A 24,691-nucleotide genomic window follows, 5' to 3' on the forward strand; every position below is an offset into this window, starting at 1 on the left:
CCCGTCATGCCTGATGACCATAGCGAGTCGGTCCCACCCCTTCCCATCCCGAACAGGACCGTGAAACGACTCCACGCCGATGATAGTGCGGATTGCCCGTGTGAAAGTAGGTAATCGTCAGGCTCCTCATGCTGTAACACGGACCCCGGCTTCTCACTCTGAGTGCCGGGGTCCGGCCGTTTACGGCGTCAGGGATACGCCGCCGGATCCCGAAGCCGCAGCGTTCGAACGGACCCGGGCGTCATGCCGCCCGCGTTCTCCACAATCCCCCGTCGCGCAGTCTTCAGTGCTGCCCAGCCCGCTGTGCGTCCGCGTAACCGGTCAGTTCGAGATACGCGCGGCCCATCTCCACGCCCTCACGGCTCACCCTCTCCGCACCTTCCCAGTACACCGCGCCGGTCGATTGCCGTGAGTCGAGTTCCTGATCGTCCATCAGCGGATCGAACTGCCACGTCAACGGACCTGTCCTGACCTTCATCGAGACCGGGTACGAAGCGCTTGTATTCAGAGTACCTCACGCAAAGCCGGCTAAGCTTGCTTGCGCGTTGGCTCAGATCGGCCAGCAATAAAACGATCGAGTCGTTCGCTTGCTTCCGCGATGGCCCAAAGCGGTGCTCGGTGCAGTTGTCGATCGTAATTCGTCGCGATCGACGAAAAAAGCGAGAATCCCGTGTCGTCGAGCTGCCATGTATCGTTTTCTCTGCCGGTGTCGAATACCGCTGCCGCCGTGCGATCCGCGGCGCAGAACTCTTCGTGGTTCATCGAACCGAAGCCGGCTTCTGCCAGATAACCGGTTAGCAGCATGATCTGCGTGAGCGTCTGCGCGTCGGTTTTGCTGCCGGCACCGCGCCGCAACGCGTCGAGCGACAGATGTACCCGCAACGCGAGATCGTCGGCGATCTGACGAGGCATGGGCAACAGCATGACTTTGGCATGCCGCGCGCGGGCGGCGCCTGTGTGGCGGGACAAGGGAATGCATTGTGCCATGAAGGTCTAATCAGTTTGCCTGAGCACATGCAATAACGGCGCGCTCCGAAAAAGATTGAGCCCTCACCACGCATACTTGGCAGAATCGTTTGCACAGCCCACAGCCCACAGCCCACAGCCCACAGCCCACAGCCCACAGCCCACAGCCCACAGCCCACAGCCCGCAGCCCGCAGCCCACAGCCCGCAGCCCGCAGCCCGCAGCCCGCAGCCCATAGCGCTCGCGCGTAGCGTCGATAACCCCGACCTGCTGCTCGACTACGGCGACAACGGCATGTCGGACGGCACGTACGACACGATAGTTTTGCTCGAAGAAAGGTTGCGAGAACCTCGAAGGCATCGCCAGTGGGCCGTTGTGCGATCCGCAGGCCGTCGTTGCGCTGATAGCGGCGGGCGTTGACAGCATGGCACCGTGACCATCGGCAACAAGCTCACGGGCGACGCGCGGAGGCTGCGCCCACCGCTCGCAGTGACGGGCATCGTGCGCGCGCTGACCGACGGCGAACACGCGATCAGCGCTCCAACCTGCACCGGGCCACGCGCGTTCATCGCGCCTGCCGAGCGATACGCGACACCGGCACCGTGAAGCTTGTCGTTACCGGGCACACACATGAATGAGCCAGGTGATCGCTGCATGTCTGAAAGCGGTCGATATCGATCCGCGTCGCGCGCGTTTCCTGCCGCTCAGATCACACAGGTATTGCAGCCCGGTTCTCGTGCCGATTGCCGCAGCACTCGTCGAATACGATCGCCGCCGCCTCACGCGTTCGGACTACGGCCTTTCATCCAGTTGGAGCCTATGCCACGGCCGGTTTATCCGCTCGATACGCAGACCGCGCGAACGTACCAATGCGTCACGCCTGTCGTTCAGGCGGCTCACCACGAACAGCACCACACACACGACGCAACGTACCGCGCGATAAATTGCGCGGAGGGCTTGTGCGGTGCGCAAGGAGTCTCTATAATTCGCGCCTCTCTCTAAAGGCTCGTAGCTCAGTTGGTTAGAGCACCACCTTGACATGGTGGGGGTCGTTGGTTCGAATCCAATCGAGCCTACCAACGCATCTGTGACGTAGACGAAAGCGGTTCCGCTTTCGTCTACGCTCCTGTCAATTCAGGCAGCAGCAGGCCTCGTAATCTTTCGGTAGTTTCTCGAATCCGCAGTACATCCCCCCGTTTTCTTTGCTTGCATGCGACTCGGCGCCAGCACAAGTAACGCATAGCGAGTACTTCGGTGCACCCGCACCAGCGCTTCACCGTATCGCGTCGTCTTGCGCCAATGCGCGGTACAGTTAGGCTTCGTGCTTTCGTCACCGACTCAACTGCCGTCCGCCTGCATGCGATGCCGGCAGCTTCACAGGGAGCTGACGCAATGAAGAAGCTCATCAACGACGTGTCCACCGTGGTCCCCGACATGCTCGACGGACTCGTGGCGCTCAATCCTCATCTTTCGCTCCTGCAGGGCGGCACGATCGTCGTGCGCGCCGATGCCGAAGCCGTGGCCGCGCGCGGCGAAGTCGCGTTGATCTCGGGTGGCGGCTCGGGTCACGAGCCCGCGCACGGCGGCTATGTGGGCCACGGCATGCTGAGCGCGGCGGTGGCCGGCGAGGTGTTCACGTCGCCGTCGACAGATGCCGTGCTCGACGCGATACGCGCGGTGGCCGGCCCCGCGGGCGTGTTGCTGATCGTGAAGAACTACACGGGCGACCGCTTCAACTTCGGCCTCGCCGCCGAGATTGCGCGCGCCGAGGGCATCCCCGTCGACATGGTGATCGTCGCCGACGACGTCGCGCTGACCGCGCGTGGCGATCACGCCGGCCGTCGCGGACTCGCGGGCACGGTGCTGGTTCACAAGATCGCCGGCGCGGCGGCCGCGCGCGGCATGCCGCTCGCCGAGGTCGCGCGGATCGCACGCGAGACGGCTGCGTCGCTCGGCACGATGGGCGTCGCGCTGACGCCATGCACAGTGCCGGCAGCGGGCAAGCCGGGCTTCGAGCTGGCCGACGGCGAAATCGAATGGGGCCTCGGCATTCACGGCGAACCGGGCGTCGCGCGCGGCATGCTCGAGCCGGCCGAGGCGATCGTCGGCAAGCTGCTTGCGAAGATCGTCGACGATCTTGTATTGCAGGCAGGCGAGCGCGTGACGCTGCTCGTGAACAACCTCGGCGGCACGCCGTCGAGCGAATTGAACGTGGTGGCCGGCGTCGCGTTGCGCGAGCTGGACAGGCGAGGCATCAAGGTCGAGCGCGCATGGGCCGGCACGTTCCTGAGCGCACTGGAAATGGCCGGCGTCTCGCTGACGCTGCTGCGCGTGGACGACGAGCGGCTTGCGTGGCTCGATGCGGCCGCGCACACGAGCGCATGGCCCGCGTTGAGCGGCCGCGTCGCGCAGGTGTCCGTACGATTCGCGCCCGCCGCGCCGCAACAGGCGAGCAGCGCGACGCTCGCGCGCGAGGCCACGCTGCGTCGGGTGATCGAAGCCGTTTGCGCGTGTCTGCTCGAAGCGGAGCCGACGCTGACCGAGATGGATCAGCGCGTCGGCGATGGCGATCTCGGCATCAGCCTCGCGCGCGGCGCCCGCGCCGTGCAGCACGAACTCGATTCGTATGCGGCGGAGTCGTCCCCGGGGGCCGTGTTGCGCGGCATGTCCGCGACGTTGCGGCGCGTGGTCGGCGGCACGTCGGGGCCGCTGTACGCGGTGATGCTGCTGCGTGCGGCGGCCGCGCTCGAATCGTCGGGCGCGCCTACGGCGCAGCAGTGGGCGGCGGCCTTCAGCGCGGGTGTCGATGGATTGATGGAACTGGGTGGCGCGAAGCCCGGCGACCGCACGATGGTCGATGCGCTCAAGCCCGCCGCCGATGCGTTGCACAGTGCGCTCGCGCAAGCGGCGACGACGGATGCTGCCTTGAACGCGGCTGTCGCCGCAGCGGCCGACGGTACTTCGCGCACCGCATCGATGCATCCGCGCCGCGGGCGTTCGAGCTATGTCGGCGAGCGCGCGCTCGGTTACGCGGACCCGGGCGCGCATGCAGTGGCGCTGTGGCTCGCCGCGATTCGCGAGGCGCTGGCCGGTCGAGCGTAGGGTGGGCGCAGACCGCAAACCCCCTTACGGCCGCAGCAGATCGAATCCCGCCAGCACCACGACGCCGCTCAACGCGATCAGCACCACCGAGTGCTGCCCGCTATACAGCAGCCCGGCAGCCGACCAGCAGGTCACGGCGAATGCGGCGATACGTTTCATCGTTCGGTAGAGCAGGCAACGTCGCTTCAGAACCCCAACGCCACGGCCAGCAAGCCACTCACGACACCGCACAGCGCGACCGCCACCGCGACCACGGTCAGCACGCGCTTCGGAAACGAGCGCGACAGCATTGCGAGCGACGGCACGCTGACGAGCGGCAGCGTCATCAGCAGCGCGCCGGCGGGGCCTGCCGCCATGCCGAACGACAGCATTGCCTGAATGATCGGCACTTCGCCGGCGGTCGGGATCACGAACAGCGTGCCGGCAATCGAGAGCGCGATGATCCACAGGAGGCTGTTGTCGATGTCCGGGCCGATGTGCGGAAACAGCCACGCGCGCGCCGCGCCGAGCACCAGCACGAGCACGATGTACTCGGGCACGAGGCGCAGCGTCATCCGGCCGAGAATCTTGATCCAGCGCGTGAACGCGGTGCCCGGATCATCGCGGTTGATCAGCTCGGCCACGGCCGCCTGCGACGCTTGCGCTTCCTGCGGCGTGACCATGCGGTTCACCAGATAGCCGAGGCCGAACACCATCACGAGGCCGAGCGCGAGGCGCAGGCCCATCCACTGCCAGCCGAGCACGAAGCCCATGAAAATCAGCGTGGCCGGATTGAGCGCGGTGTTGCCGAGCCAGAACGCGATCGCCGCGCCCGGCGCCGCCTCGCGCGCCCGCAAACCGGCGACCACCGGCGCCGCGCAGCACGTGCACATCATGCCCGGCAGCGACATCAGGCCGCCCTTCACGACGCTGCCGAAATCGGTGCGGCCGAGCGCGCGCGCGACCCACTGCGGCGGAATCAGCGCCTGCACCGCGGAGCCGAGCAAGAGGCCGAGCACCATGGCCTGCCAGATCGCCTTGCCGTAGGCGAGCGCGTAGTCGATCGCGGCTTGCCACGACGCGGCCGGCGCGTTCGCGGACGAGCCCATCAGGATCGACTTGCCGATCGAGTGCTGGCTCGCGGCGACGAACGCGCGGTTGTAGTACGGGAACCACTTCACATAGAAGAGGCCGATGACGGCGATCAGCAAAAAGACGATCCAGCCGAGCGCGACGCGAGGTTGCCGAAGGGTAGATTGCATGTGGGTCCAGAGGTCGTTCGTTTGGATTAGCCGGCGACGAGCGTTCGGCTTTCGAGCTGCGCGAGCAGCGTTTTTGCCTGCTCGACGACGTCGGCGTCGTTCGGGCGGAAATCGAGTGGCAGCGCGTTCGGCAACTGCTCGAAGTGCTGACCGCTGCTGCGCGCATAGGCGGGGTCGTAATGCCGTTCGATCAGTTCGCCCGCGAGTTCGGCGCGGCGGTTTTCGTCGACGAGCAGCAGCCAGCCCGTCACGCGCTCGCGGCTATGCAGGCCGATCAGCCGTTGCAACTGCGCCTTCAGGTACTCGGGATGGTCGAACAGGTGCGCGTAGTCGTGCAGCAGGAAGGCCGCGCGGTCCTCGCGGCTCGAACGCACCTCGACGCACGCGCCGCGATGGAACGTGTCGAGCAGCGCGAGCGGCAGCGTGATCGAGCCGATGCGGCGGCTTTCCGCCTCGACGAACACCGGCCGGCCCGGGTCGAAACCGCGCAGCGCGGTGACGAGCAGCGTGTCGAAGCGCTTTTGCGACGGCTGCGGCACGCCGGCCCACGCGCCGAGCAGCGAGCCGCGATGCGAGGCGAGCGCTTCGAGGTCGAGCGTCTGCGCGCCCGCCTGCGCGAGCGCCGACAGCAGACGCGTCTTGCCGCTGCCGGTCGGGCCGACCAGCGCGATGTAGCCGAAGGTTTGCGGCAGCGTGTCGAGCGTATCGAGCGTCGCGCGCCGGTAGCTCTTGTAGCCGCCGTCGAGTTGCCGCGCCGGCCAGCCGATCATGTTGAACAGCGTCGTGACCGAGCCCGAGCGCTTGCCGCCGCGCCAGCAGTAGATGAGCGGCCGCCAGCTGCGCGGGCGGTCCGCGAAGGTCGTTTCCAGGTGATGCGCGATGTTGCGCGCGACGAGCGCCGCGCCGAGCCGCGTGCCCTCGAAGGGCGAGACCTGCTTGTAGGTCGTGCCGACCAGCACGCGTTCCTCGTTGCTCAGCACCGGCGCGCTGATGGCGCCCGGAATATGGTCTTCCGCGAACTCGAGCGGGGTGCGTACGTCGACGATTTCATCGAAATCGCCGGCTTTGTCGAGCGTGACGAGAAGATTTTTCAAGGGAATAGGGACGAAGCGGACGGCGGGAAGAGCGAAATTATCGCATGGACGGCCCGGGCGGGCCGGGCCGCTCATCCGCTTCTGGCCGTTTCAGACCCGCTCCAGACCGCGTCAGAACCGTGTCAGACCACCTCGACGCGCGCGGCTCCGCTCACCATCTCGCCGATCACGCGCGCCTCGCCGAACCCGTCGGCGTGGAACAGCGCGAGCACTTCGTCGACCGCCTCGGGCGCGCACGACACCAGCAGCCCGCCCGACGTCTGCGGATCGGTCAGCAGCGCGCGGGCGGCTGGCGGCAGCGTCGCGGGCAGCATGACGTCTTGACCGTACGCGTCCCAGTTGCGGCCCGACGCACCGGTAAAGATGCCGGCTTCCGCGAGACTCGCGACGTGCGGCAGCCACGGCAGGTCCGCATAGCGCACGCGCGCGGTCAGCTGCGAGCCGCGCGCCAGTTCCAGCGTATGGCCGAGCAGGCCGAAGCCGGTGACGTCGGTCAGCGCATGCACGCCGTCGAGACGGGCCAGCTCCGCGCCCGGGCGGTTCAGCTGGGTGGTCGCGCCGAGCATCGCCGCGTAGCCGGCCGCGTCGAGCCGGTCTTTCTTGAGCGCGGCCGACAGAATGCCGACGCCGAGCGGCTTGCCGAGGATCAGCACGTCGCCGGCCCGGCCGCCCGCATTGCGCTTGACGCGCTTCGGATCGACGACGCCGAGCGCGACGAGGCCGTAGATCGGCTCGACCGAATCGATCGAATGGCCGCCCGCGAGCGGGATGCCGGCATCGGCGCAGACCGATTCGCCGCCTTTCAGCACGGCCGCGATCACGTCGTGCGGCAGCACGTTGATCGGCATGCCGACGATCGCCAGCGCCATGATCGGCTTGCCGCCCATCGCGTAGACGTCGGATAGCGCGTTGGTCGCGGCGATGCGGCCGAAGTCGTACGGATCGTCGACGATCGGCATGAAGAAGTCGGTGGTCGCGACGATCGCCTGCTCGTCGTTGAGCCGGTAGACGGCGGCGTCGTCGGCGGTGTCGTTGCCGACCAGCAGGTCGGGGAAGAACGGCAGCGGGGCGCTGCGTCTGAGCAGGTCGGCGAGCAGGCCGGGAGCGATCTTGCAGCCGCAGCCGCCGCCATGCGACAGGCTCGTGAGACGGGGCGGCTGGTTTGCTTGGGCTTGGGTCATGAGGGCGCGGGGTCCGGGGCTTCGAATCACCGCATTATGAAGCCTGTGCCGGCACCGTGCAGCGCCGCGGGGCGCCGGTTCTGCCCGCGCGGAGCGTGGCTGACGATCTCGCTGCAGGTCGCGAAACCGGCATCTATAATCAAATTTGTCCCCAAAAGAGCCGAGGCCATTCAATGACCCAGATGACCCGGCGACAATTCCTGAAGGTCTCCGCCACCACGCTTGCCGGATCGAGCCTCGCCCTGATGGGCTTCTCGCCGACCCCCGCGCTGGCCGAAGTCCGTCAGTACAAATTGTCGCGCACAACCGAAACCCGCAACACCTGCCCGTACTGCTCGGTGGGCTGCGGCATCCTCATGTACGGACTCGGCGACGGCGCGAAGAACGCGAAGTCGAGCATCATCCACATCGAGGGCGACCCCGACCATCCGGTCAATCGCGGCACGCTGTGCCCGAAGGGGGCGAGCCTGATCGATTTCATCCATAGCGAAAGCCGCCTGCATTACCCCGAGTACCGCGCGCCCGGCTCGAACGAGTGGAAACGCATGTCGTGGCAGGACGCGCTCGACCGCATCGCGAAGCTCATGAAGGAAGACCGCGACGCGAACTTCGTCGAGACGACCGCGGACGGCAAGAAGGTCAACCGCTGGCTGACCACCGGCATGCTGGCGGCATCGGCCGGCAGCAACGAAGTCGGTTATCTGACGCACAAGGCTGTCCGCAGCCTTGGCATGCTCGCATTCGACAATCAGGCGCGTGTCTGACATGGCCCGACGGTGGCAGGTCTTGCCCCGACGTTTGGCCGTGGAGCGATGACGAACCATTGGGTCGACATCAGAAACGCGGATGTGATTCTCGTGATGGGCGGCAATGCGGCCGAGGCGCACCCGTGCGGTTTCAAATGGGTCACCGAAGCCAAGGCGCACCGCAAGGCGCGTCTGATCGTGGTCGACCCGCGCTTTACGCGCACGGCTTCGGTCGCGGACTACTACGCGCCGATCCGTACCGGCTCGGACATTACGTTCCTCGGCGGGGTGATCAATTACCTGCTGACGAACGACAAGATTCAGCACGAGTACGTGAAGAACTACACGGACATGTCGTTCATCGTCCGTGAAGATTTCGCCTTCAACGACGGTCTCTATTCCGGCTACGATGCCGACAAGCGCAGCTACGACAAGACCTCGTGGGACTACGAGCGCGGCGCCGACGGCTTCGTCAAGGTCGATCCGACGCTGCAGGACCCGCGCTGCGTCTATCAGCTGATGAAGCAGCACTACTCGCGCTACACGCCCGAGCAGGTCGAGAAAATCTGCGGCACGCCGAAGGAAAAATTCCTGCACGTGTGCGAAATGCTCGCCTCGACGGCGGTGCCCGGACGCGCCGGCACGATCATGTACGCGCTCGGCTGGACGCATCACTCGGTCGGCTCGCAGATCATCCGCACCGGCGCGATGGTGCAATTGCTGCTTGGCAACATCGGCATCGCGGGCGGCGGCATGAACGCGCTGCGCGGCCACTCGAACATCCAGGGCCTGACGGACCTCGGCCTGATGTCGAACCTGCTGCCGGGCTACATGACGCTGCCGATGGAAGCGGAGCAGGACTTCGACGCCTATATCGCGAAGCGCGCCACGCAGCCGCTGCGGCCGAACCAGTTGAGCTACTGGCGCAACTATCGCGCGTTCCACGTCAGTTTCATGAAGTCGTGGTGGGGCGACAAGGCGAGCGCCGACAACAACTTCGGCTACGACTATCTGCCGAAGCTCGACAAGTCCTACGACATGCTGCAGGTCTTCGAGCTGATGAACCAGGGCAAGATGACTGGCTATATCGCGCAGGGCTTCAACCCGCTCGCGGCGGCGCCGAACAAGGCGAAGATCGGCGCGAGCCTGGCCAGGCTCAAGTGGCTCGTCATCATGGACCCGCTCGCGACCGAAACCTCCGAGTTCTGGAAGAACCACGGCGCGTTCAACGACGTCGATGCGGCGTCGATCCAGACCGAGGTGTTCCGTCTGCCGACCACCTGCTTCGCCGAAGAGCGCGGCTCGCTCGTCAGTTCGAGTCGCGTGCTGCAATGGCACTGGCAGGGCGCGGACGGCCCCGGCGAGGCGAAGAGCGATCTCGAGATCATGTCGGGGCTGTGGCTGCGCATCCGCGAGGCGTATCGCAAGGACGGCGGCAAGTATCCCGATCCGATCCTCAACATGAGCTGGCCGTATTCGAACCCGGAAAGCCCGACGCCCGAAGAACTCGCGATGGAGTTCAATGGCAAGGCGCTCGCCGACGTCACCGATCCGACGGATAAGACCAAGGTGCTCGCGAAGAAGGGCGAACAGCTCGCGGGCTTCGCCTTGCTGCGCGACGACGGCAGCACCGCGAGCGGCTGCTGGATCTTCTGCGGCTCGTGGACCCAGGCGGGCAACCAGATGGGCCGCCGCGACAACTCGGACCCGACCGGCATCGGCAATACGCTGAACTGGGCGTGGGCATGGCCCGCGAACCGGCGCGTGCTGTACAACCGCGCGTCGTGCGATGTGAACGGCAAGCCGTTCGATCCGACTCGCAAGCTGATCGCGTGGAACGGCAGCAGCTGGTCGGGTGCCGACGTGCCGGACTTCAAGATCGACGAGCCGCCTGAAAACGGCATGAATCCGTTCATCATGAATCCGGAAGGCGTCGCGCGGTTCTTCGCGCGCGACGGTCTCGTCGAGGGGCCGTTCCCCGAGCACTACGAGCCGTTCGAAACGCCGCTCGGCTACAACCCGCTGCATCCGGACAACAAGGCGGTCGTCAGCAATCCGGCGGCCCGAGTGTTCCCGGACGACCAGGCCGCGTTCGGCACGCACGAGAACTTCCCGCATACGGCGACGACCTACCGGCTCACCGAGCATTTCCATTACTGGACCAAGCACGCGCGCCTGAACTCGATCATCCAGCCGGAGCAGTTCGTGGAGATCGGCGAAGACCTCGCGAAGGAAGTCGGCGTGGTGGCCGGCGACCGCATCAAGGTGAGTTCGAACCGCGGGCATGTGATTGCCGTGGCGCTCGTCACGAAGCGCATCAAACCGCTGATGATCGAGGGGAAAAAGGTTCAGACAGTCGGCCTGCCGCTGCATTGGGGCTTCAAGGGGCTCACGAGGCCGGGCTATCTCGTCAATACGCTGACGCCTTCCGTGGGCGACGGGAATTCGCAGACACCGGAATTCAAGTCGTTCCTCGTCAAGGTCGAAAAGGCATAAGGAAAAGAGATGGCACTGCAATCACTAGACATCAGACGTATCTCGGCCACGACCGTGCCCGCGCCGCAGGTGCGCGAGCCGGTCACGGGCTCGGTCGCCAAGCTCATCGACGTGTCGAAGTGCATCGGCTGCAAGGCGTGTCAGACGGCCTGCATGGAGTGGAACGACCTGCGCGACGAGATCGGCCACAACGTGGGCGTCTACGACAATCCGGCCGACCTGAGCGAGCATTCGTGGACCGTCATGCGCTTTTCGGAACACGAGAACGACGCCGGCGATCTCGAATGGCTGATCCGCAAGGACGGCTGCATGCACTGCGAGGACCCAGGCTGCCTGAAGGCCTGTCCGTCGCCGGGCGCGATCGTGCAGTACACGAACGGCATTGTCGATTTCCACGAGGAAAACTGCATCGGCTGCGGCTACTGCATCACCGGCTGTCCGTTCAACGTGCCGCGTCTGTCGAAGAAGGATCACCGCGCGTACAAGTGCACGCTGTGCTCGGACCGCGTGGCGGTCGGCCAGGAGCCCGCGTGCGTGAAGACCTGCCCGACCGGCGCGATCATGTTCGGCACCAAGGAAGACATGAAGCAGCAGGCCGAGGATCGCATCGAGGACCTGAAAGACCGCGGTTTCCAGAACGCGGGCCTGTACGATCCGGCGGGCGTCGGCGGCACGCACGTGATGTACGTGCTGCATCATGCCGACCGGCCTTCGCTGTATCACGGCTTGCCGGACAATCCGCGCATCAGTCCGATGGTCAAGCTGTGGAAGGGTATCGCGAAGCCGCTCGCGCTGGCCGGCATGGCGCTCGCGGCGGTGGCCGGCTTCTTCCACTACACGCGCGTCGGGCCGAACGAGGTGAGCGAGGCCGACGAAGCCGAGGCCAGTCAGGAAGCCGATGAAGCACGCCGTTCGCAGGAGGACGCGCAATGAAACACTTCGAGCATACCGTGCTGACGGACGCGAAGGGCAACCGCCTGATCGTGCGCTACACGCCGAACGAGCGCACCAATCACTGGATCATCGCGATCGCGTTCGTGCTGCTTGCGCTGTCCGGCCTCGCGATGTTTCATCCGGCGATGTCGTTTCTGTATTTCGTGCTCGGCGGCGGGCAATGGACGCGAATTCTGCATCCGTTCATCGGCTGCGTGATGTTCCTCTCGTTCCTGATACTGGCGCTGCGTTTCTGGCATCACAACTATCTCGACCGGGCGGACATCCAGTGGATGCGGCAGATTGACGACGTGCTGAACAATCGCGAGGAAAAGCTCCCCGCGATCGGACGCTACAACGCTGGCCAGAAGCTGCTGTTCTTCGTGATGGTGGTCTGCCTCGTGCTGCTGCTCGCGAGTGGCATCGTGATCTGGCGGCGCTACTTCTCGCTCTATTTCCCGATCGGGGTGATCCGGCTCGCGGCGCTCGTGCATGCGGCGGCGGCGTTCGTGCTGATCGTCGGCATCATCGTGCATGTCTATGCGGCGCTGTGGGTCAAGGGCTCGATCGGCGCGATGACGCGCGGCACCGTCACGTATGGCTGGGCGCGCAAGCATCATCCGAACTGGTTCCGGGAAACGATCGGCAAGTGAGTGGCAAGTGAGTAGCCAACGCGTGGCCGACGAGCCGCGAATAAGCAACGGATAAACGCGGATAATCCGTCATCGAGGCGCGTTTCGCCGCGCCGTTCGCAGCGCACCGGGCCGCCGCTCCCCGTCGATGACGGGCGGCGGCCCTTCAGTTTTCAGAGGTCGACACCTTGGTTCAACGCATTCTCGAAGCCGGCGACATCGAATCGCTCGATCACACGGCGATCCCCCGCATCCGCATGCCCGAGCGGCTCGCCGTGTTCGCGCCGCGCGCCGCGCGTCTGCGGCAACTCGCGGCACTCAACAATCCGATCGCCGGCTATCTGCGCCTGATGGCCGTGCTCGCCGACGCGCAGCAGGCCGTGATCGCGACCTTCAAGGCGCAGCCGCCGAGCGCCGAGCTGATCGCGAGCGCGCAGCAGCATTCGATGCCGCTGATCCCGGCGTTTTCCGGCGTGCGCGATCCCGCGTGGCAGGACGTGCTGCGCCAGTTGCTCGACAAGGTCGAAGCGGCCGGTCCGCTCACGCCGCCGCTCGCCGCGCTGATCGCGCGGCTGCGCACGCTCGATGCCGCCGTGCTCGACACCCAGGCCGACGCGATCTTCGCGCAGCGCTTCGAGGACGTCGATCCGGCGAGCGCGCCGTTCATCATGGCCGCGCTGCAGGTCGTGTGGACCGACCTCGCCGCCGACATCGACAAACGCGCGGTGCCCTACGTCGAGACGCCGGGGCTGTGTCCCGTGTGCGGCTCGCATCCGGTCGCGAGCACGGTGCGCGTGGGCGGCGCCTACGACAACTACCGCTATCTGCAATGCGGGCTGTGCGCGACCGAGTGGCATATGGTGCGCGCCAAATGCTCGAATTGCGATTCGACCAGGGGCATCGCCTATCATGTGGTCGGCTCGCCCGATGCCGACGCGGCTGCACGCGAGGCCGAATCGAAACATGCCGCGCTGAAGGCGGAGTCGTGCGACGAATGCCATACTTACCGCAAGATCGGCTTTCTGGCGAAAGACTTCGACTTCGATCCGTTCGCGGACGATCTCGCAAGCCTCACGCTCGATCTGCTGATGGGCGCGGAAGGCTATCGGCGCGCGTCGCCGCATCCGTGGCTGTGGCCGGAGCAGAGCGCCGGCGCGGTCGAGCCGGACAGCGGCGCATCGGCGGAATAGGTAACGGCGAGGCAACAGCGAGGCAGCCGCCAGGCCGCAACCAGTCAGCAGCCTGGCGCAAGTTCAAAACGACACAAGGATTGCCCGTGAGCGATGTGAGCGGCTCGGAATTGCGCGCGCTGATGGCGCGCGTGCCGTCGGTGGAAAAGGTCATGGCGTCGGAGCCATTCGCGGCGCTCGTGAGCGAATACGGACGCACCCAGGTGCTCAACGCGCTGCGCGCCGCGCTCGATGCCTGGCGGCTGCACGCGCAATCGGGCCACGCGGCCGATAATCCGCCGGTCGGCGCGCTCGATACCGGGCAATTGCAGGGCACGGTCGAAGCGGCGCTGCGCGCGCGCAACGCGCCGCGTCTGCGCAGCGTGTTCAATCTCACCGGCACGGTGCTGCACACGAACCTCGGCCGCGCGCTGTTGCCCGACGAAGCGGTGCGCGCCGTGATGAGCGCGCTCACGCAGCCGGCGAATCTCGAATTCGATCTCGCCACCGGCAAGCGCGGCGACCGCGACGATCTGATCGACGAACTGATCTGCGAGCTGACCGGCGCCGAAGCCGCGACCGTGGTCAACAACAACGCGGCCGCGGTGCTGCTCACGCTGTCCGCGCTGGCGGCGAAGAAGGAAGTCGTGGTGTCGCGCGGCGAACTCGTCGAAATCGGCGGTGCGTTTCGCATTCCCGACATCATGAGCCGCGCGGGCGCGAAGCTGCGCGAAGTCGGCACGACGAACCGCACGCATCTGAAGGACTACGACGAAGCGATCAACGCACGCACCGCGCTGCTGATGAAAGTCCACGCGAGCAATTACGCGATCAGCGGCTTCACGAAGGAAGCCAGCCTCGCGGAAATCGCGCCGCTCGCGCATGCGCGCGGTCTCGCGGTCGCCGTCGATCTCGGCAGCGGCACGCTCGTCGATCTCAGCGAATGGGGCTTGCCGCGCGAGCCGACCGTGCGCGAGACCGTCGAGGCCGGCGCCGACGTCGTCACGTTCAGCGGCGACAAACTGCTCGGCGGCCCGCAAGCCGGGTTGATCGTCGGGCGGCGCGATCTGATCGCGAAGATCAAGAAGCATCCGCTAAAGCGCGCGCTGCGCGTCGGCAAGCTCACGCTCGCGGCGCTGGAACCGGTGTTGCAGCTGTATCGCGCGCCGGAGAAGCTGACCGAGCGGCTCACCACGCTGCGCCTGCTTACGCGGGCCGCCGACGAGATTCACGGCGCCGCGCAACGCGTGCAGCCGGCGTTGCAGCAGGCGCTCGGCGCGCGCTACACGGTGAGCGCCGAGCCGATGTTCAGCCAGATCGGCAGCGGCGCGTTGCCGGTCGACGTGCTGCCGAGCTATGGGCTCGTCGTCAGGCTGGCGGACGGCAAGCGCGGCGGCCGGCAACTGCTCGCGCTCGAAAAGCAGTTGCGCGAGATGGCGCGGCCGGTGATCGGCCGGATCGCGGACGACGCGTTGCGTCTCGATCTGCGCTGCCTCGAAGCGGGCGACGAGGCGCAACTGATCGCGCAACTGAAGGGCCAGCACGCATGATCGTCGGCACGGCGGGGCATATCGACCACGGCAAAACGAGTCTCGTGAAGGCGCTGACGGGCGTCGATACGGACCGCCTCAAGGAAGAAAAAGCGCGCGGCATTTCCATTGAACTCGGCTATGCATACGTGCCGCTCGAAAACGGCGACGTGCTCGGCCTGATCGACGTGCCGGGTCACGAAAAGCTCGTGCATACGATGACAGCCGGCGCGAGCGGCATCGACTTCGCGCTGCTCGTGATCGCCGCCGACGACGGCGTGATGCCGCAAACGCGCGAGCATCTCGCGATCGTCGAACTGCTCGGCATCAAGCGCGGCGCGATTGCGCTGACGAAGGTCGATCGCGTCGATGCGCAGCGTCTTCAGGACGCGCATGCGGAGGTGGCGGCGTTCGTCGGCGGCAGCGTGCTGCGCGATGCGCCCGTCTTCGACACCTGCGCGACGCGCGCGGACGACGCGGGCGTGGCCGCGCTGAATGCGTATCTGCGCGAGCAGGCCGCGGCATGGCGCATGAAGCGCGACGACGGGCTGTTCCGTCTCGCCGTCGATCGCGTGTTCACGCTGGCGGGGCAGGGCACGATCGTCACCGGGACCGTGGTGGCGGGCAGCGTGAGCGTCGGCGAGACGATGCTGCTCGCGCCGAAGAACGAGCCCGTGCGCGTGCGCAGCATTCACGCGCAGAATCGTCCCGCCGAAACCGGCCGCGCCGGCGAGCGCTGCGCGTTGAATCTCGCGGGCATCGAGAAGAGCGCGATCGATCGCGGCGACTGGATCGTCGATGCGCGTTTGTCGCAAGCGAGCGAGCGCATCGACGTGATGCTGACGCTGCTCGCCGACGCGCCGCATGCGCTCGAACATTGGACGCCGCTGCACGTGCATCTCGGCACGCAGCATCAGGTCGCGCACGTCGCGCTACTCGATGGCGACACGCTTGGCGCGGGACAGTGTGCGCGCGTGCAACTGGTGTTCGAGCGGCCGCTGTGCGCGGTGCCCGGTGATCGCTTCGTCGTGCGCAATGCGCAGGCTAATCGCACGGTGGGCGGCGGCCATGTACTCGATCCGTTCGCGCCCGCGCGCAAGCGGCGCGCGGCGGAACGGCTCGCGTGGCTCGATGCCATCGAAACGATGCTCGACACCGGCTCGCTCGATGCGCTGTTTGCGTGCGCGCCGCGCGGCCTGTCGCGCACGCTGCTCGAACGTCTGACGGGCAGGCCCACCGCCGCGCTCGCGTTGCCGGCCGATACGCGCACGATCGAATTGCCGGGGCACGATGCCTTGCTGTTTGCGGGCGCGGCATGGGACGCGCTTGCCGAACGATTGACGGGGGCGCTTGCGCAATATCACGAACGCTCGCCCGACGAACTCGGCCCGGACGTGTCGCGGTTGAGGCGTATCGCGGCGCCGCTCGCCGACGATGCGCTATGGCGCGCGCTGGTGGACGCCGCGGCGGCGCGTGGCGAGATCGTCAAACGCGGGCCGTGGCTGCATTTGCCCGGGCACACGGTGACGCTCGACGACGCCGATCGCGCGCTTGCCACCGCGCTGCTGCCCGAGATTGAGGCGGGGCGCTTCGATCCGCCGTGGGTGCGCGATCTCGCGAAGGCACACGGCGTGACCGAGGAGCGCATGCGTCAGTTGCTGCGCAAGCTCGCGCGGCAGGGCGAGCTGTTCCAGGTCGTGCACGATCTGTTCTATCACCAGGATGTGGTTCGCGAACTCGCTGCGATTGCGGCGGTTGAAGCGCGGAAAAACGCGGGCACGGTGGCGGCGGCACCGTTTCGCGACGTCACCGGACTCGGCAGAAAACGCGCGATCCAGCTTTTGGAGTTCTTCGACCGGGTTGGGTATACTCGCTTCCACCGTGGGTTGCACCTGCTGCGCACGGATAGCCGCTGGCTCGATATGCTTTGAGCGGCGGCGTGCAGTCGATCGATGCTTCATCATCGACTCGTCGTTTTGCAATCACCGAAGGAAGACATTCGTATCCGGTGGTGCGGCTGGGCTTCAAACCCAGTTGAGGGCGTCAGACGCTCTCAGGTCGGTTCGACTCCGGCTGTCTTCCGCCAGCAGGGCCTTTGGGGATAACCGAGCTTGGCTGCATGGCGCACGCACAACGCAAATTCCTCGATCTGCACGCGGAAAAAAACGAAATTACCTGGCTGCGCTGCAATACGTCGCCCAGATCCAGGACGTCGCACTCGAGGTGCAACCGCTCGCACCCCATTGCCGATACGCTTCATCAATGGATGACGCCGCAACGGGCACGTGCCAGTGAAGGTTCGGCAAGACACAGGTACTGATCGATAACAACGGGTGTAAAAACCTCAAGGATGTGCTCGCACGCTTGCCGACACATCCTGCTTCCCGTATCGATAAATTGTTGCCGCAGCGGTAGCGGGTAGCCGCATCCATCTAACTTGCACGTCGTCAATACGGAATTGCCGTGTGCCGACCATTCACCTTTCCGGCGCGCGGCATGAAATCCATGAGGATCACTGACATTCAACCCGGATATGAACTCGCCCGTCAAGGGAAGTGGGTAATGACAAGCCACGTGAGCCGTTTACGGAAAAACCCCGATGGAAAAATCTATACGTCGATCCGTCATTGACACCCGTTACGGTATCGTGATTCAATCATGTCGTTCCATATAAGCGTATGTCGTTCCTTATAAAGGAACAACTGAGGCGGTCTTTGCCTGAAAGATCAGCCCGTAAAAGGAGAGATAGCGATGCCGCATGAAAAAGACCTTGCCCACTGGCATGAACCCGCTGGACACAAGAAAGCCGGTTTTGGCGAGTTCAAGAAGCAACCGACGCCCTATGACATTTTCATGGAAAGCGAAGGTGTTCCGGTCTTCCGTGACATCGGTATCAAGGACGTGCGCGATCTGCCGATGGTGGAATGGAAGCGTAAGGGCGGCCGTGGCCACTACATCCAGCTGCTGGGCACAGAAACGAAGTGGGGCTGCTATGTGGTTGAAGTGCCCGCAGGCGGTGCACTGAACCCCGAAAAGCACATGTTCGAAGAAATCTACTGGGTGGTCGAAGGCCGCGGCACCACCGAGGTTTGGCTCGAAGGCGAAGGCCGCAAGCACGTCTTCGAATGGCAAGCCGGTTCGATGTTCTCGATTCCGATGAACGCATGGTTCCGCATCGTCGACGGCTCGAACTCGGGCGCGATCCTGCTCGCCGGCAACACGGCACCGAATGTGATGAACCAGATCAACAACGTCGAAGCGGTGTTTAACAACCCGTTCGTGTTCCGTGATCGCTTCAGCGCAGACGAAGACTTCTACAAGCCGCGCGACGAGATCGAAACGGATCCGGTCCGCGGTCTTGCCCGTCGTCGTACCAACCTGATTACCGATGCGGTTAACTGCGATCTGCCGCTGGACAACCGTCGTTCGCCGGGCTATCGCCGCGTTGAGCCGTTTATGACGGAAAACTGCTTCTATTTCTGGATCGGCCAGCACGAACAGGGCCGCTACTCGAAGGCCCACGCTCACACGTCGGCAGCAATCCTCATCTGCCTGAAGGGCGAAGGCTATACGTACACGTGGCCGGAAGAATGCGGCGAAAACCCGTGGGCCGACGGTCACGCAGACAAGGTTCGTCGCCTCGACTACGGTTACGGCGGTATGGTTACCGCGGCGCCGGGCGGCGCACGCTGGTACCACCAGCACTTCAGCACGTCCAGGGAGCCGTTCCGTCTGACGGCATGGTTTGGGCCGCACAACCCGGGCCGCGATCCGGGTGCCCCGGGTTCGAAGCACAACGACTACACGGCTCAGGACGTCGGTTCTGGCGGCACGGCTATCCCTTACTGGATGGAAGATCCGTACATTCGTCAAGAGTACGAAGCACGCCTCACGAAGAACGGGGTCCAAAGTCGTATGGATTCGTCGTGGTACGTCAAGCCGGAAAAGAATGTCGGTGACTCGGTGGTCTAACGCGTTCGCGTAGTTAGTCCATAGGGCTGTGTTCTTTCGGGGACACAGCCCTAACTTTTATGTATTGGAGACAAGCATGAACAGTGAGACGCAAGAAGGTCGCATCTTCTTTACCGATACCGGCCGGAGCCTGGAGGAAGAAGACGAAATCGAACTAACCAGCGTGGGCATCGACGTCGGGTCCTCCACTTCCCACATGGTCGTTTCGCGCATCGTTCTCGAACGCACGACCACGCGTTACATCGTTGCGGAACGTACGATTCTTCACGAATCGGATATCTTGCTTACACCCTATACCGACGACCTGACTATCGATGAGGCCCGGCTGGGTGCGTTCATTGATGAGCAATACCAGAAGGCAGGGGTCACGCCCGAACAGATTGATACCGGCGCCCTGATCCTCACCGGGTTGGCGGTCCGCCGTCGTAACGCACGCGCAATCGCGGATCTGTTTGCCGCGCAGGCGGGCAAATTCGTTTCGGTCTCGGCTGGCGACGGCCTCGAATCCATGCTGGCGGCATTCGGTTCCGGCGCGGTCTTGCGAGCACTGCGTCAAGGCACCCGTCTCCTCCACCTGGATATTGGCGGCGGGACCACGAAGATCGCTATCTGTGAAGAAGGCGAGGTCAAAAGCGTTACCGCTATCGACATCGGCGCCCGCATCATTACCCTCGACGAAAAAGGCCGAATTGCTCGTGTCGAAGCCGCAGGCGAGCGTTTTGCCCGCGAGCTTGGCGCCACGCTGACCGTGGGTGATCCTCCGCTTCCAGGTGTACTGGAGGCCATCGTTGACCGCATGGCCGAGCGCCTGTGTGACGCGTCGATGAAAAACGGCGCGGAACTCGATCCGGCAACTGCTTCATTGCTGCGTCTCCCGCCACTGGCAGGCGCTCGGGTCCCCGATCTCGTCACGTTCTCCGGTGGTGTTTCGGAATACGTTTACGGCCGCGAAACGCGGGTATTCGGTGACTTGGGCTTGATGTTGGCCGCCGCTGTTCGCAAGCGCATCGAAGCCTCGGGAGCCGAAATCAAGGAAACGGATGAGGGTATCCGGGCTACGGTCGTCGGCGCCTCGCAATACACGGTTCAAGTGAGCGGCAGCACAGTTTACGTCGAACCGCAGTCGGTGCTTCCCTTGCGCAATCTCCCGGTGGTGGTTCTCGATCTGGATCTTGAGCCGGATCAACTCGACCCCAAGGACATCGAAAAGGCAGTGACGACAGCGCTCGAGCGGATGGACCTGCAGGAGGACACGAAATGCGTCGCTCTCTTCTACCGGTTTGCCGGGACGGCATTCTATCGCCGGATGGACGCGTTTGTTGTCGGTGTCATGAACGCCATGCGCATGCGGATCGAAGCCGGGCAACCTATCGTCCTGGTCGGAGAGGGCGATGTCGGCGGCTTGATCGGTATCCACTTCAAGCGGGAACGTGGTCTCCCGGTGCCTATCGTTTCCATTGACGGGATCTCGCTCAAGGAATTCGATTTCGTCGACATCGGCGAACTGCTTCCCACGGCCTCAGCGGCACCTGTGGTGATCAAATCCCTGGTGTTCCCGGCGTCAAGCGGCTTGGGCCAAACCGCATTCGAACCCGTGACCGAAATCGCAACCGAAGCCGCGGCCGAATAGGGGACTAGCGATGCCCTATCTGCGCGATCTTTATCCCCCGAGCACGGCTCGCGAATCCGGTTGGATGGATGTCAGTGGAGGTCATCGCGTTTTCTGGGAGGCTCATGGCAATCCCACGGGTATTCCCTTGCTGCATCTATGCGGGGGCCCTGGTGGTTTTCCTGGCCGCCAGGATTCCCGGTTCTTTAACCCCATGGGTTATCGAATTGTGCTCATTCACCCACGTGGGGCCGGTCGTTCTACGCCTGCGGCCAGCGTAGAACATAACACGATGGCCGATCAGATCTCCGATATCGAGCAGCTACGCACCCTGCTTGGTGTTGAACGCTGGATTGTTTCCGGCGCATCCTGGGGGACTACCGTGGCCTTGGTCTATGCGCAAACCCACCGGCAAAGAGTCCGTGCTCTGCTGCTGCGCGGCGTTTTTCTTTGCACCGAAAACGAACTGGAGTGGCTTTACGGAGGGGGCGCCGGTCGCCTGCATCCTGAGGCCTGGGCACGGTTTTCCGGGTGGACCCGGGCCGCAGGGCATCAAGATCTTTTACAGGCCTACGGAGAGGCTTTGAATTGCGGCATCCCCGAAGAGGAATACGAGGCGGCTTATGAGTGGTGCGCCTGGGAAAATCATTTGGCCGGATTTCGGGATCAGGAGCGCGACACGGAGCCGCAAACGAAAGCGCAGGAATTGGCGATGGCTCGCATCTCCGTGCACTACTTCCTGAATGAAGGATTTTTATCACCTCATCAGCTAGTCAGTCATGCAGGTCAATTGCACGACATTCCCGGTACGTTAATTCATGGTAGCTGTGACGAGGTTACCCCTATAGGCGTATACCCTTTAATGCAGGCGTGGAGAACGTCAGTGTTTCACCTTGTGGATGGCGGAACCCATGTAAGCAGTGACCATCCAGGAATGATCGATTGCATTATTCGCAACTCAAGTGAGTTGATGAGTTTGAAATAGGTGGCAGGTAACTCCCCATTCCTTAAGTATCGTGTACATCACATACTCCGTCACTCGTGTATGCACTACGCTGGCAGCTGGAGATCATCGATAATGGATTACGAAGTAAATTCACAAACGATTCGCATCACTGAGTTTGTCGACGAACAAAAGATTGGCCCATTCATCTGGACAGTCGTATTCATTGGCTTTCTATGCCAACTTTGTGACGGCTATGATCTTTCGGCCGCCGCATTTACGGCGATTGGTATCGCCAGCGAGTTCGGGATCGAGAAACACGCCTTGGCCCCTCTGTTCAGTGCCGGTCTCTTCGGTATGCTGTTTGGTGCCCTGGGTTTCGGCTACATCGGCGACCGCTGGGGCCGGCGTGTGGCTATCCTCTCTGCGGCACTGCTTTGTAGTACGTTTACCCTGCTTAGCGCGACTGCCGAATCCTTTTCTACACTGATCGTTTTCCGCTTCTTCACCGGCGTTGCTCTCGGAGGCCTGCCTGCAAATACAGTGGCTCTGACAGCCGAATACGCACCGCAGCGTAAGCGCGCGTTGTTGATCACGATGATGTTTGTGGGTATGACTTTTGGCGGTGCTCTGCCGGGCCAGCTAGGAAGCATCATTCACCCTACGCAATGGCGCCTGATTTTCACCATCGGTGGTGTGGCTCCGCTGGTAACCGCAGTCCTGGCGTACTTCTTCCTGCCTGAGTCGATCAAGTTCCTGGTCGTACGTAACCCGCACGATCCGCAGATCGTGAAGCTTGCGCGCCGGATCCGTCCGGAGTTGAACATCCCGGTCGAGCCGAGATTTCAGATCCATCACCTTGCGGAAAAGAAATTCCACGTCAGCCAACTCTTTGAAGGCAATCTGCGCATCATCACTCCACTCATTTGGGTGATGTCGGTCACGAACCTGTTCGCGAACTTCTTCATGAACAGTTGGATGCCGACCCTTCTGCATTCGCTGGGCCTGAACCCGCACCAGGCCGAACACGCTGCCTCCATGTACTACCTGGGTGGTGTTCTCGGGGGCCTTCTGATGTCGTTGATGCTTGATCGAGGGCGTCTTTGGGTCGTGCCGCTGTATATGGCGCTCGGAGCCGTGGCGGCCCTGTTCCTGGGGCAGCAAACGCACTTCGTTACGCTCGCCCTTGGCGTGTTCGGTATCGGTCTCTTCATCCTGGGTACGCAGTCGGGTACGAATGCTCTGATGGCCGTTTGCTACCCAACTCAGATTCGCGCTTCGGGTACGGGTTGGGCACACGGTCTGGGACGCTTTGGCGCAATTGCAGGTCCCTTGACCGGCGGCGAACTGATCCGCATGCACGTGCACATGGCACAGATCTTTTGGGCGCCGGCAATCATGTCGGTCATCGGTTGCGTGGCCACGATTTGGCTCTCGCGTGTGGCACGGCATCGCTTCCCGAAGAAGTAACCGAAGACTGTAGTCGTTCCCCGGGGTTTTGTGGAGTTGCCCCTGTAACTCAGGACACACGGACACCGTTAGATGGATGACGCCGCTGTACGCTGAGGAAAGCGAATGCTCTTTGCCGATCCATCGCCGACGGTTGAGTCGTCGCGGTTCCAACGGCAGGTTTCAGAGTGGAACGGCCCTACAGCGCCTTCGTCCATGGACTCGTATTCGGTCGAAGCCGACAGTCGCCGATTGGACACAGCACGGCCGCTGTGGGTCACATTGCGGCCATTCGCAAACCGGTGCCTGTGAACGTTTGCTATCTCTATCGATGAATGAGTCTCACCGACCCGAGCGGCGAGTGGACATGTAAAGACAGGCGCTTGAAATGCGCGCGATAACGTCCACTCGGAACGCCATGTCGGCATTCGCGCGAGCTTGTGTCGACCAACCAGCCGCATCCAGCTTAGCGGTCTGCATTGGCGTTGCCAGAGATGTTTCTCCCCTTCAACCACAGCCCAAACTCCTTCAGTACCGCCACTACGGGTTCCAGGCGCTGGCCATCTTCCGTCAGCGTGTACTCCACACGCACAGGGGAAGTCGGGAAAACAGTACGCCGAACGAGCCCGGCATCTTCAAGCGCGCGTAGGTCTAGCGTCAGCATCCGTTGCGAGATTTGCGGGACATCACGGCGTAAATCGTTGAATCGCTTCGGGCCATCTATCAAATACGAGGCAATCAGCAAGCGCCATCGACCACCGATCAGGCGCATTGACTCCTCGACAGAACAGCCAGACAGGTTCTCTTTCATGTTGGTCTCGAAACAGTCATCTAGGTATATTTTTTGTACCTAGATGACACTTTACTGCCTTCTTCCATTTTTAAACCTGATTCTTACAATCATGGCTGTTCGCCTTGGCGCCGAGTGCGACACATGTCATCTAACGAATCGAGGACTGACTTATGAAGCTGTATTACATACCAGCCGCATGTTCGCTGTCGCCACACATCGTCGCCAGGGAGTTGGGGCTGGAAATCCAGTTGATAAAAGTCGACTACAAGACACATCGCACCGAGGACGATCGTGACTTCTACGAGATGAGCCCTTTCGGCTATGTTCCGCTGCTGGAACTGGACGACGGTACAACCCTGCGCGAGGGGCCCGCGATTGTTCAGTATCTTGCAGATTTGAAACCGGATGCGAATCTTGCTCCTGCAAACGGCATTGTTGATCGATATCGATTGCAGGAGTGGTTGAGCTTTCTGACATCTGAGATTCACAAAGGCTTTATCCCGTTGCTTTACGCGCGGCTGGCTGGTCAGTACGGCGTCGAGACCGCGAAGCCCAGGTTGGAAAGCCGGTATGCGTGGTTAAACGAACATCTGGCAGGCAACAACTACCTCATGGGCGGCACGTACACTGTCGCCGATGCTTACCTCTATGCGCTCACGCAATGGGGTCAGGCCGCGTGGTTAGAACCCACTTACAACGCGAACATCTCATACGATGGACTGGACAATCTCAAGGGTTGGTATCAGCGAATGCGTCAGCGGCCCGCTGTCAGGAGCGCGCTGGATTTCGAAGGGTTGAAGTAGCCGTCCGCGGTCCAGGCTCGACTGAGCGTCGAGC

At 63.5% G+C, this 24,691-nt stretch carries 19 protein-coding genes, 2 tRNA genes, 1 rRNA gene and 1 pseudogene; 16 read left to right on the forward strand and 7 right to left on the reverse strand.

Translation table 11 applies throughout. The features are described 5' to 3' along the window. Positions 1–9 precede the first annotated feature (9 nt). Positions 10–123 (forward strand): 5S ribosomal RNA (gene rrf, locus F3J19_RS25660). Positions 124–283: 160 nt separating this feature from the next. Here the strand turns inward: rrf and F3J19_RS25665 are convergent. Further along, positions 284–502 (reverse strand): annotated as a pseudogene (locus F3J19_RS25665) (lipocalin family protein); the annotation flags it as partial. Positions 503–528: 26 nt separating this feature from the next. After that, positions 529–987, reverse strand: coding sequence for a hypothetical protein (locus F3J19_RS25670; RefSeq protein WP_167048021.1), 459 nt, complete (start codon positions 985–987; stop codon positions 529–531). Positions 988–1,397: 410 nt separating this feature from the next. On the opposite strand from F3J19_RS25670, the gene F3J19_RS25675 reads away from it, so the two are divergent. From F3J19_RS25675 to dhaK, 3 genes are all read left to right on the forward strand, one after another. After that, entirely contained in the window at positions 1,398–1,571 is a 174-nt protein-coding gene (locus F3J19_RS25675) for a hypothetical protein (RefSeq protein ID WP_167048023.1), read from the forward strand. Between the two features lie 396 nt (positions 1,572–1,967). Further along, positions 1,968–2,044 (forward strand) — tRNA-Val (locus F3J19_RS25680). A gap of 313 nt (positions 2,045–2,357) precedes the next feature. Continuing rightward, positions 2,358–4,067, forward strand: a complete 1,710-nt coding sequence (gene dhaK / locus F3J19_RS25685) for a dihydroxyacetone kinase subunit DhaK (protein WP_167048027.1) — start codon at positions 2,358–2,360, stop codon at positions 4,065–4,067. A gap of 24 nt (positions 4,068–4,091) precedes the next feature. Here the strand turns inward: dhaK and F3J19_RS33020 are convergent, their stop codons facing one another. From F3J19_RS33020 to selD, 4 genes are all read right to left on the reverse strand, one after another. Next, positions 4,092–4,226: a hypothetical protein gene (locus F3J19_RS33020; protein WP_275692079.1), complete on the reverse strand. Its 135-nt coding sequence runs from the start codon at positions 4,224–4,226 to the stop codon at positions 4,092–4,094. 26 nt (positions 4,227–4,252) lie between these two features. Continuing rightward, complete coding sequence (locus F3J19_RS25690) at positions 4,253–5,308, reverse strand: permease (protein WP_167048030.1); 1,056 nt, start codon at positions 5,306–5,308, stop codon at positions 4,253–4,255. 26 nt (positions 5,309–5,334) lie between these two features. Further along, positions 5,335–6,402 (reverse strand): tRNA 2-selenouridine(34) synthase MnmH, encoded by a 1,068-nt coding sequence (mnmH, locus tag F3J19_RS25695; protein WP_167048033.1) that lies wholly within the window; start codon positions 6,400–6,402, stop codon positions 5,335–5,337. A gap of 122 nt (positions 6,403–6,524) precedes the next feature. Continuing rightward, positions 6,525–7,583 carry a selenide, water dikinase SelD gene (gene selD, locus F3J19_RS25700; protein ID WP_167048036.1) on the reverse strand — a complete coding sequence of 353 codons (1,059 nt, stop codon included), beginning with the start codon at positions 7,581–7,583 and terminating at the stop codon, positions 6,525–6,527. A gap of 173 nt (positions 7,584–7,756) precedes the next feature. Here selD and fdnG point away from each other — a divergent pair, with 173 nt between their 5' ends. The 11 genes from fdnG (at position 7,757) to F3J19_RS25755 (ending at position 23,082) form a co-directional block, all read left to right on the forward strand. After that, positions 7,757–10,825, forward strand: a complete 3,069-nt coding sequence (fdnG, locus tag F3J19_RS25705; protein WP_167048039.1) for a formate dehydrogenase-N subunit alpha — start codon at positions 7,757–7,759, stop codon at positions 10,823–10,825. A gap of 9 nt (positions 10,826–10,834) precedes the next feature. Then, on the forward strand, positions 10,835–11,758 hold the full coding sequence (gene fdxH, locus F3J19_RS25710) for a formate dehydrogenase subunit beta (RefSeq protein ID WP_167048042.1): 924 nt from the start codon (positions 10,835–10,837) through the stop codon (positions 11,756–11,758). Further along, positions 11,755–12,411: a formate dehydrogenase subunit gamma gene (locus F3J19_RS25715; RefSeq protein ID WP_167048045.1), complete on the forward strand. Its 657-nt coding sequence runs from the start codon at positions 11,755–11,757 to the stop codon at positions 12,409–12,411. Before fdxH ends, F3J19_RS25715 begins: the two co-directional genes overlap by 4 nt. Positions 12,412–12,578: 167 nt before the next feature. After that, positions 12,579–13,580, forward strand: a complete 1,002-nt coding sequence (gene fdhE, locus F3J19_RS25720; RefSeq protein WP_167048048.1) for a formate dehydrogenase accessory protein FdhE — start codon at positions 12,579–12,581, stop codon at positions 13,578–13,580. An 86-nt stretch (positions 13,581–13,666) separates the two neighbouring features. Beyond that, positions 13,667–15,109: an L-seryl-tRNA(Sec) selenium transferase gene (gene selA / locus F3J19_RS25725; protein WP_345891066.1), complete on the forward strand. Its 1,443-nt coding sequence runs from the start codon at positions 13,667–13,669 to the stop codon at positions 15,107–15,109. Further along, positions 15,106–17,019, forward strand: a complete 1,914-nt coding sequence (gene selB / locus F3J19_RS25730) for a selenocysteine-specific translation elongation factor (protein ID WP_167048053.1) — start codon at positions 15,106–15,108, stop codon at positions 17,017–17,019. Before selA ends, selB begins: the two co-directional genes overlap by 4 nt. Positions 17,020–17,078: 59 nt before the next feature. Next, positions 17,079–17,174 (forward strand) — tRNA-Sec (locus F3J19_RS25735). A gap of 665 nt (positions 17,175–17,839) precedes the next feature. Continuing rightward, positions 17,840–19,060: a cupin gene (locus F3J19_RS25740; RefSeq protein WP_167048056.1), complete on the forward strand. Its 1,221-nt coding sequence runs from the start codon at positions 17,840–17,842 to the stop codon at positions 19,058–19,060. Positions 19,061–19,136: 76 nt separating this feature from the next. After that, positions 19,137–20,690 carry an ethanolamine ammonia-lyase reactivating factor EutA gene (locus F3J19_RS25745; RefSeq protein WP_167048059.1) on the forward strand — a complete coding sequence of 518 codons (1,554 nt, stop codon included), beginning with the start codon at positions 19,137–19,139 and terminating at the stop codon, positions 20,688–20,690. Positions 20,691–20,883: 193 nt separating this feature from the next. Continuing rightward, positions 20,884–21,654 carry an alpha/beta fold hydrolase gene (locus tag F3J19_RS25750; RefSeq protein ID WP_240159238.1) on the forward strand — a complete coding sequence of 257 codons (771 nt, stop codon included), beginning with the start codon at positions 20,884–20,886 and terminating at the stop codon, positions 21,652–21,654. A 93-nt stretch (positions 21,655–21,747) separates the two neighbouring features. Next, a complete protein-coding gene (locus tag F3J19_RS25755) occupies positions 21,748–23,082 on the forward strand; it encodes an MFS transporter (protein ID WP_167048065.1) in 1,335 nt (444 codons plus the stop codon). Positions 23,083–23,527: 445 nt separating this feature from the next. On the opposite strand, the gene F3J19_RS25760 is transcribed toward F3J19_RS25755, so the two are convergent. Further along, complete coding sequence (locus F3J19_RS25760; RefSeq protein ID WP_167048068.1) at positions 23,528–23,872, reverse strand: helix-turn-helix domain-containing protein; 345 nt, start codon at positions 23,870–23,872, stop codon at positions 23,528–23,530. A gap of 152 nt (positions 23,873–24,024) precedes the next feature. On the opposite strand from F3J19_RS25760, the gene F3J19_RS25765 reads away from it, so the two are divergent. Further along, complete coding sequence (locus F3J19_RS25765) at positions 24,025–24,657, forward strand: glutathione binding-like protein (protein WP_167048071.1); 633 nt, start codon at positions 24,025–24,027, stop codon at positions 24,655–24,657. Positions 24,658–24,691: the final 34 nt, after the last annotated feature.

Origin of the sequence: Burkholderia sp. Ax-1724 (assembly GCF_011752995.1) — a bacterium.
Lineage (GTDB): Bacteria > Pseudomonadota > Gammaproteobacteria > Burkholderiales > Burkholderiaceae > Paraburkholderia.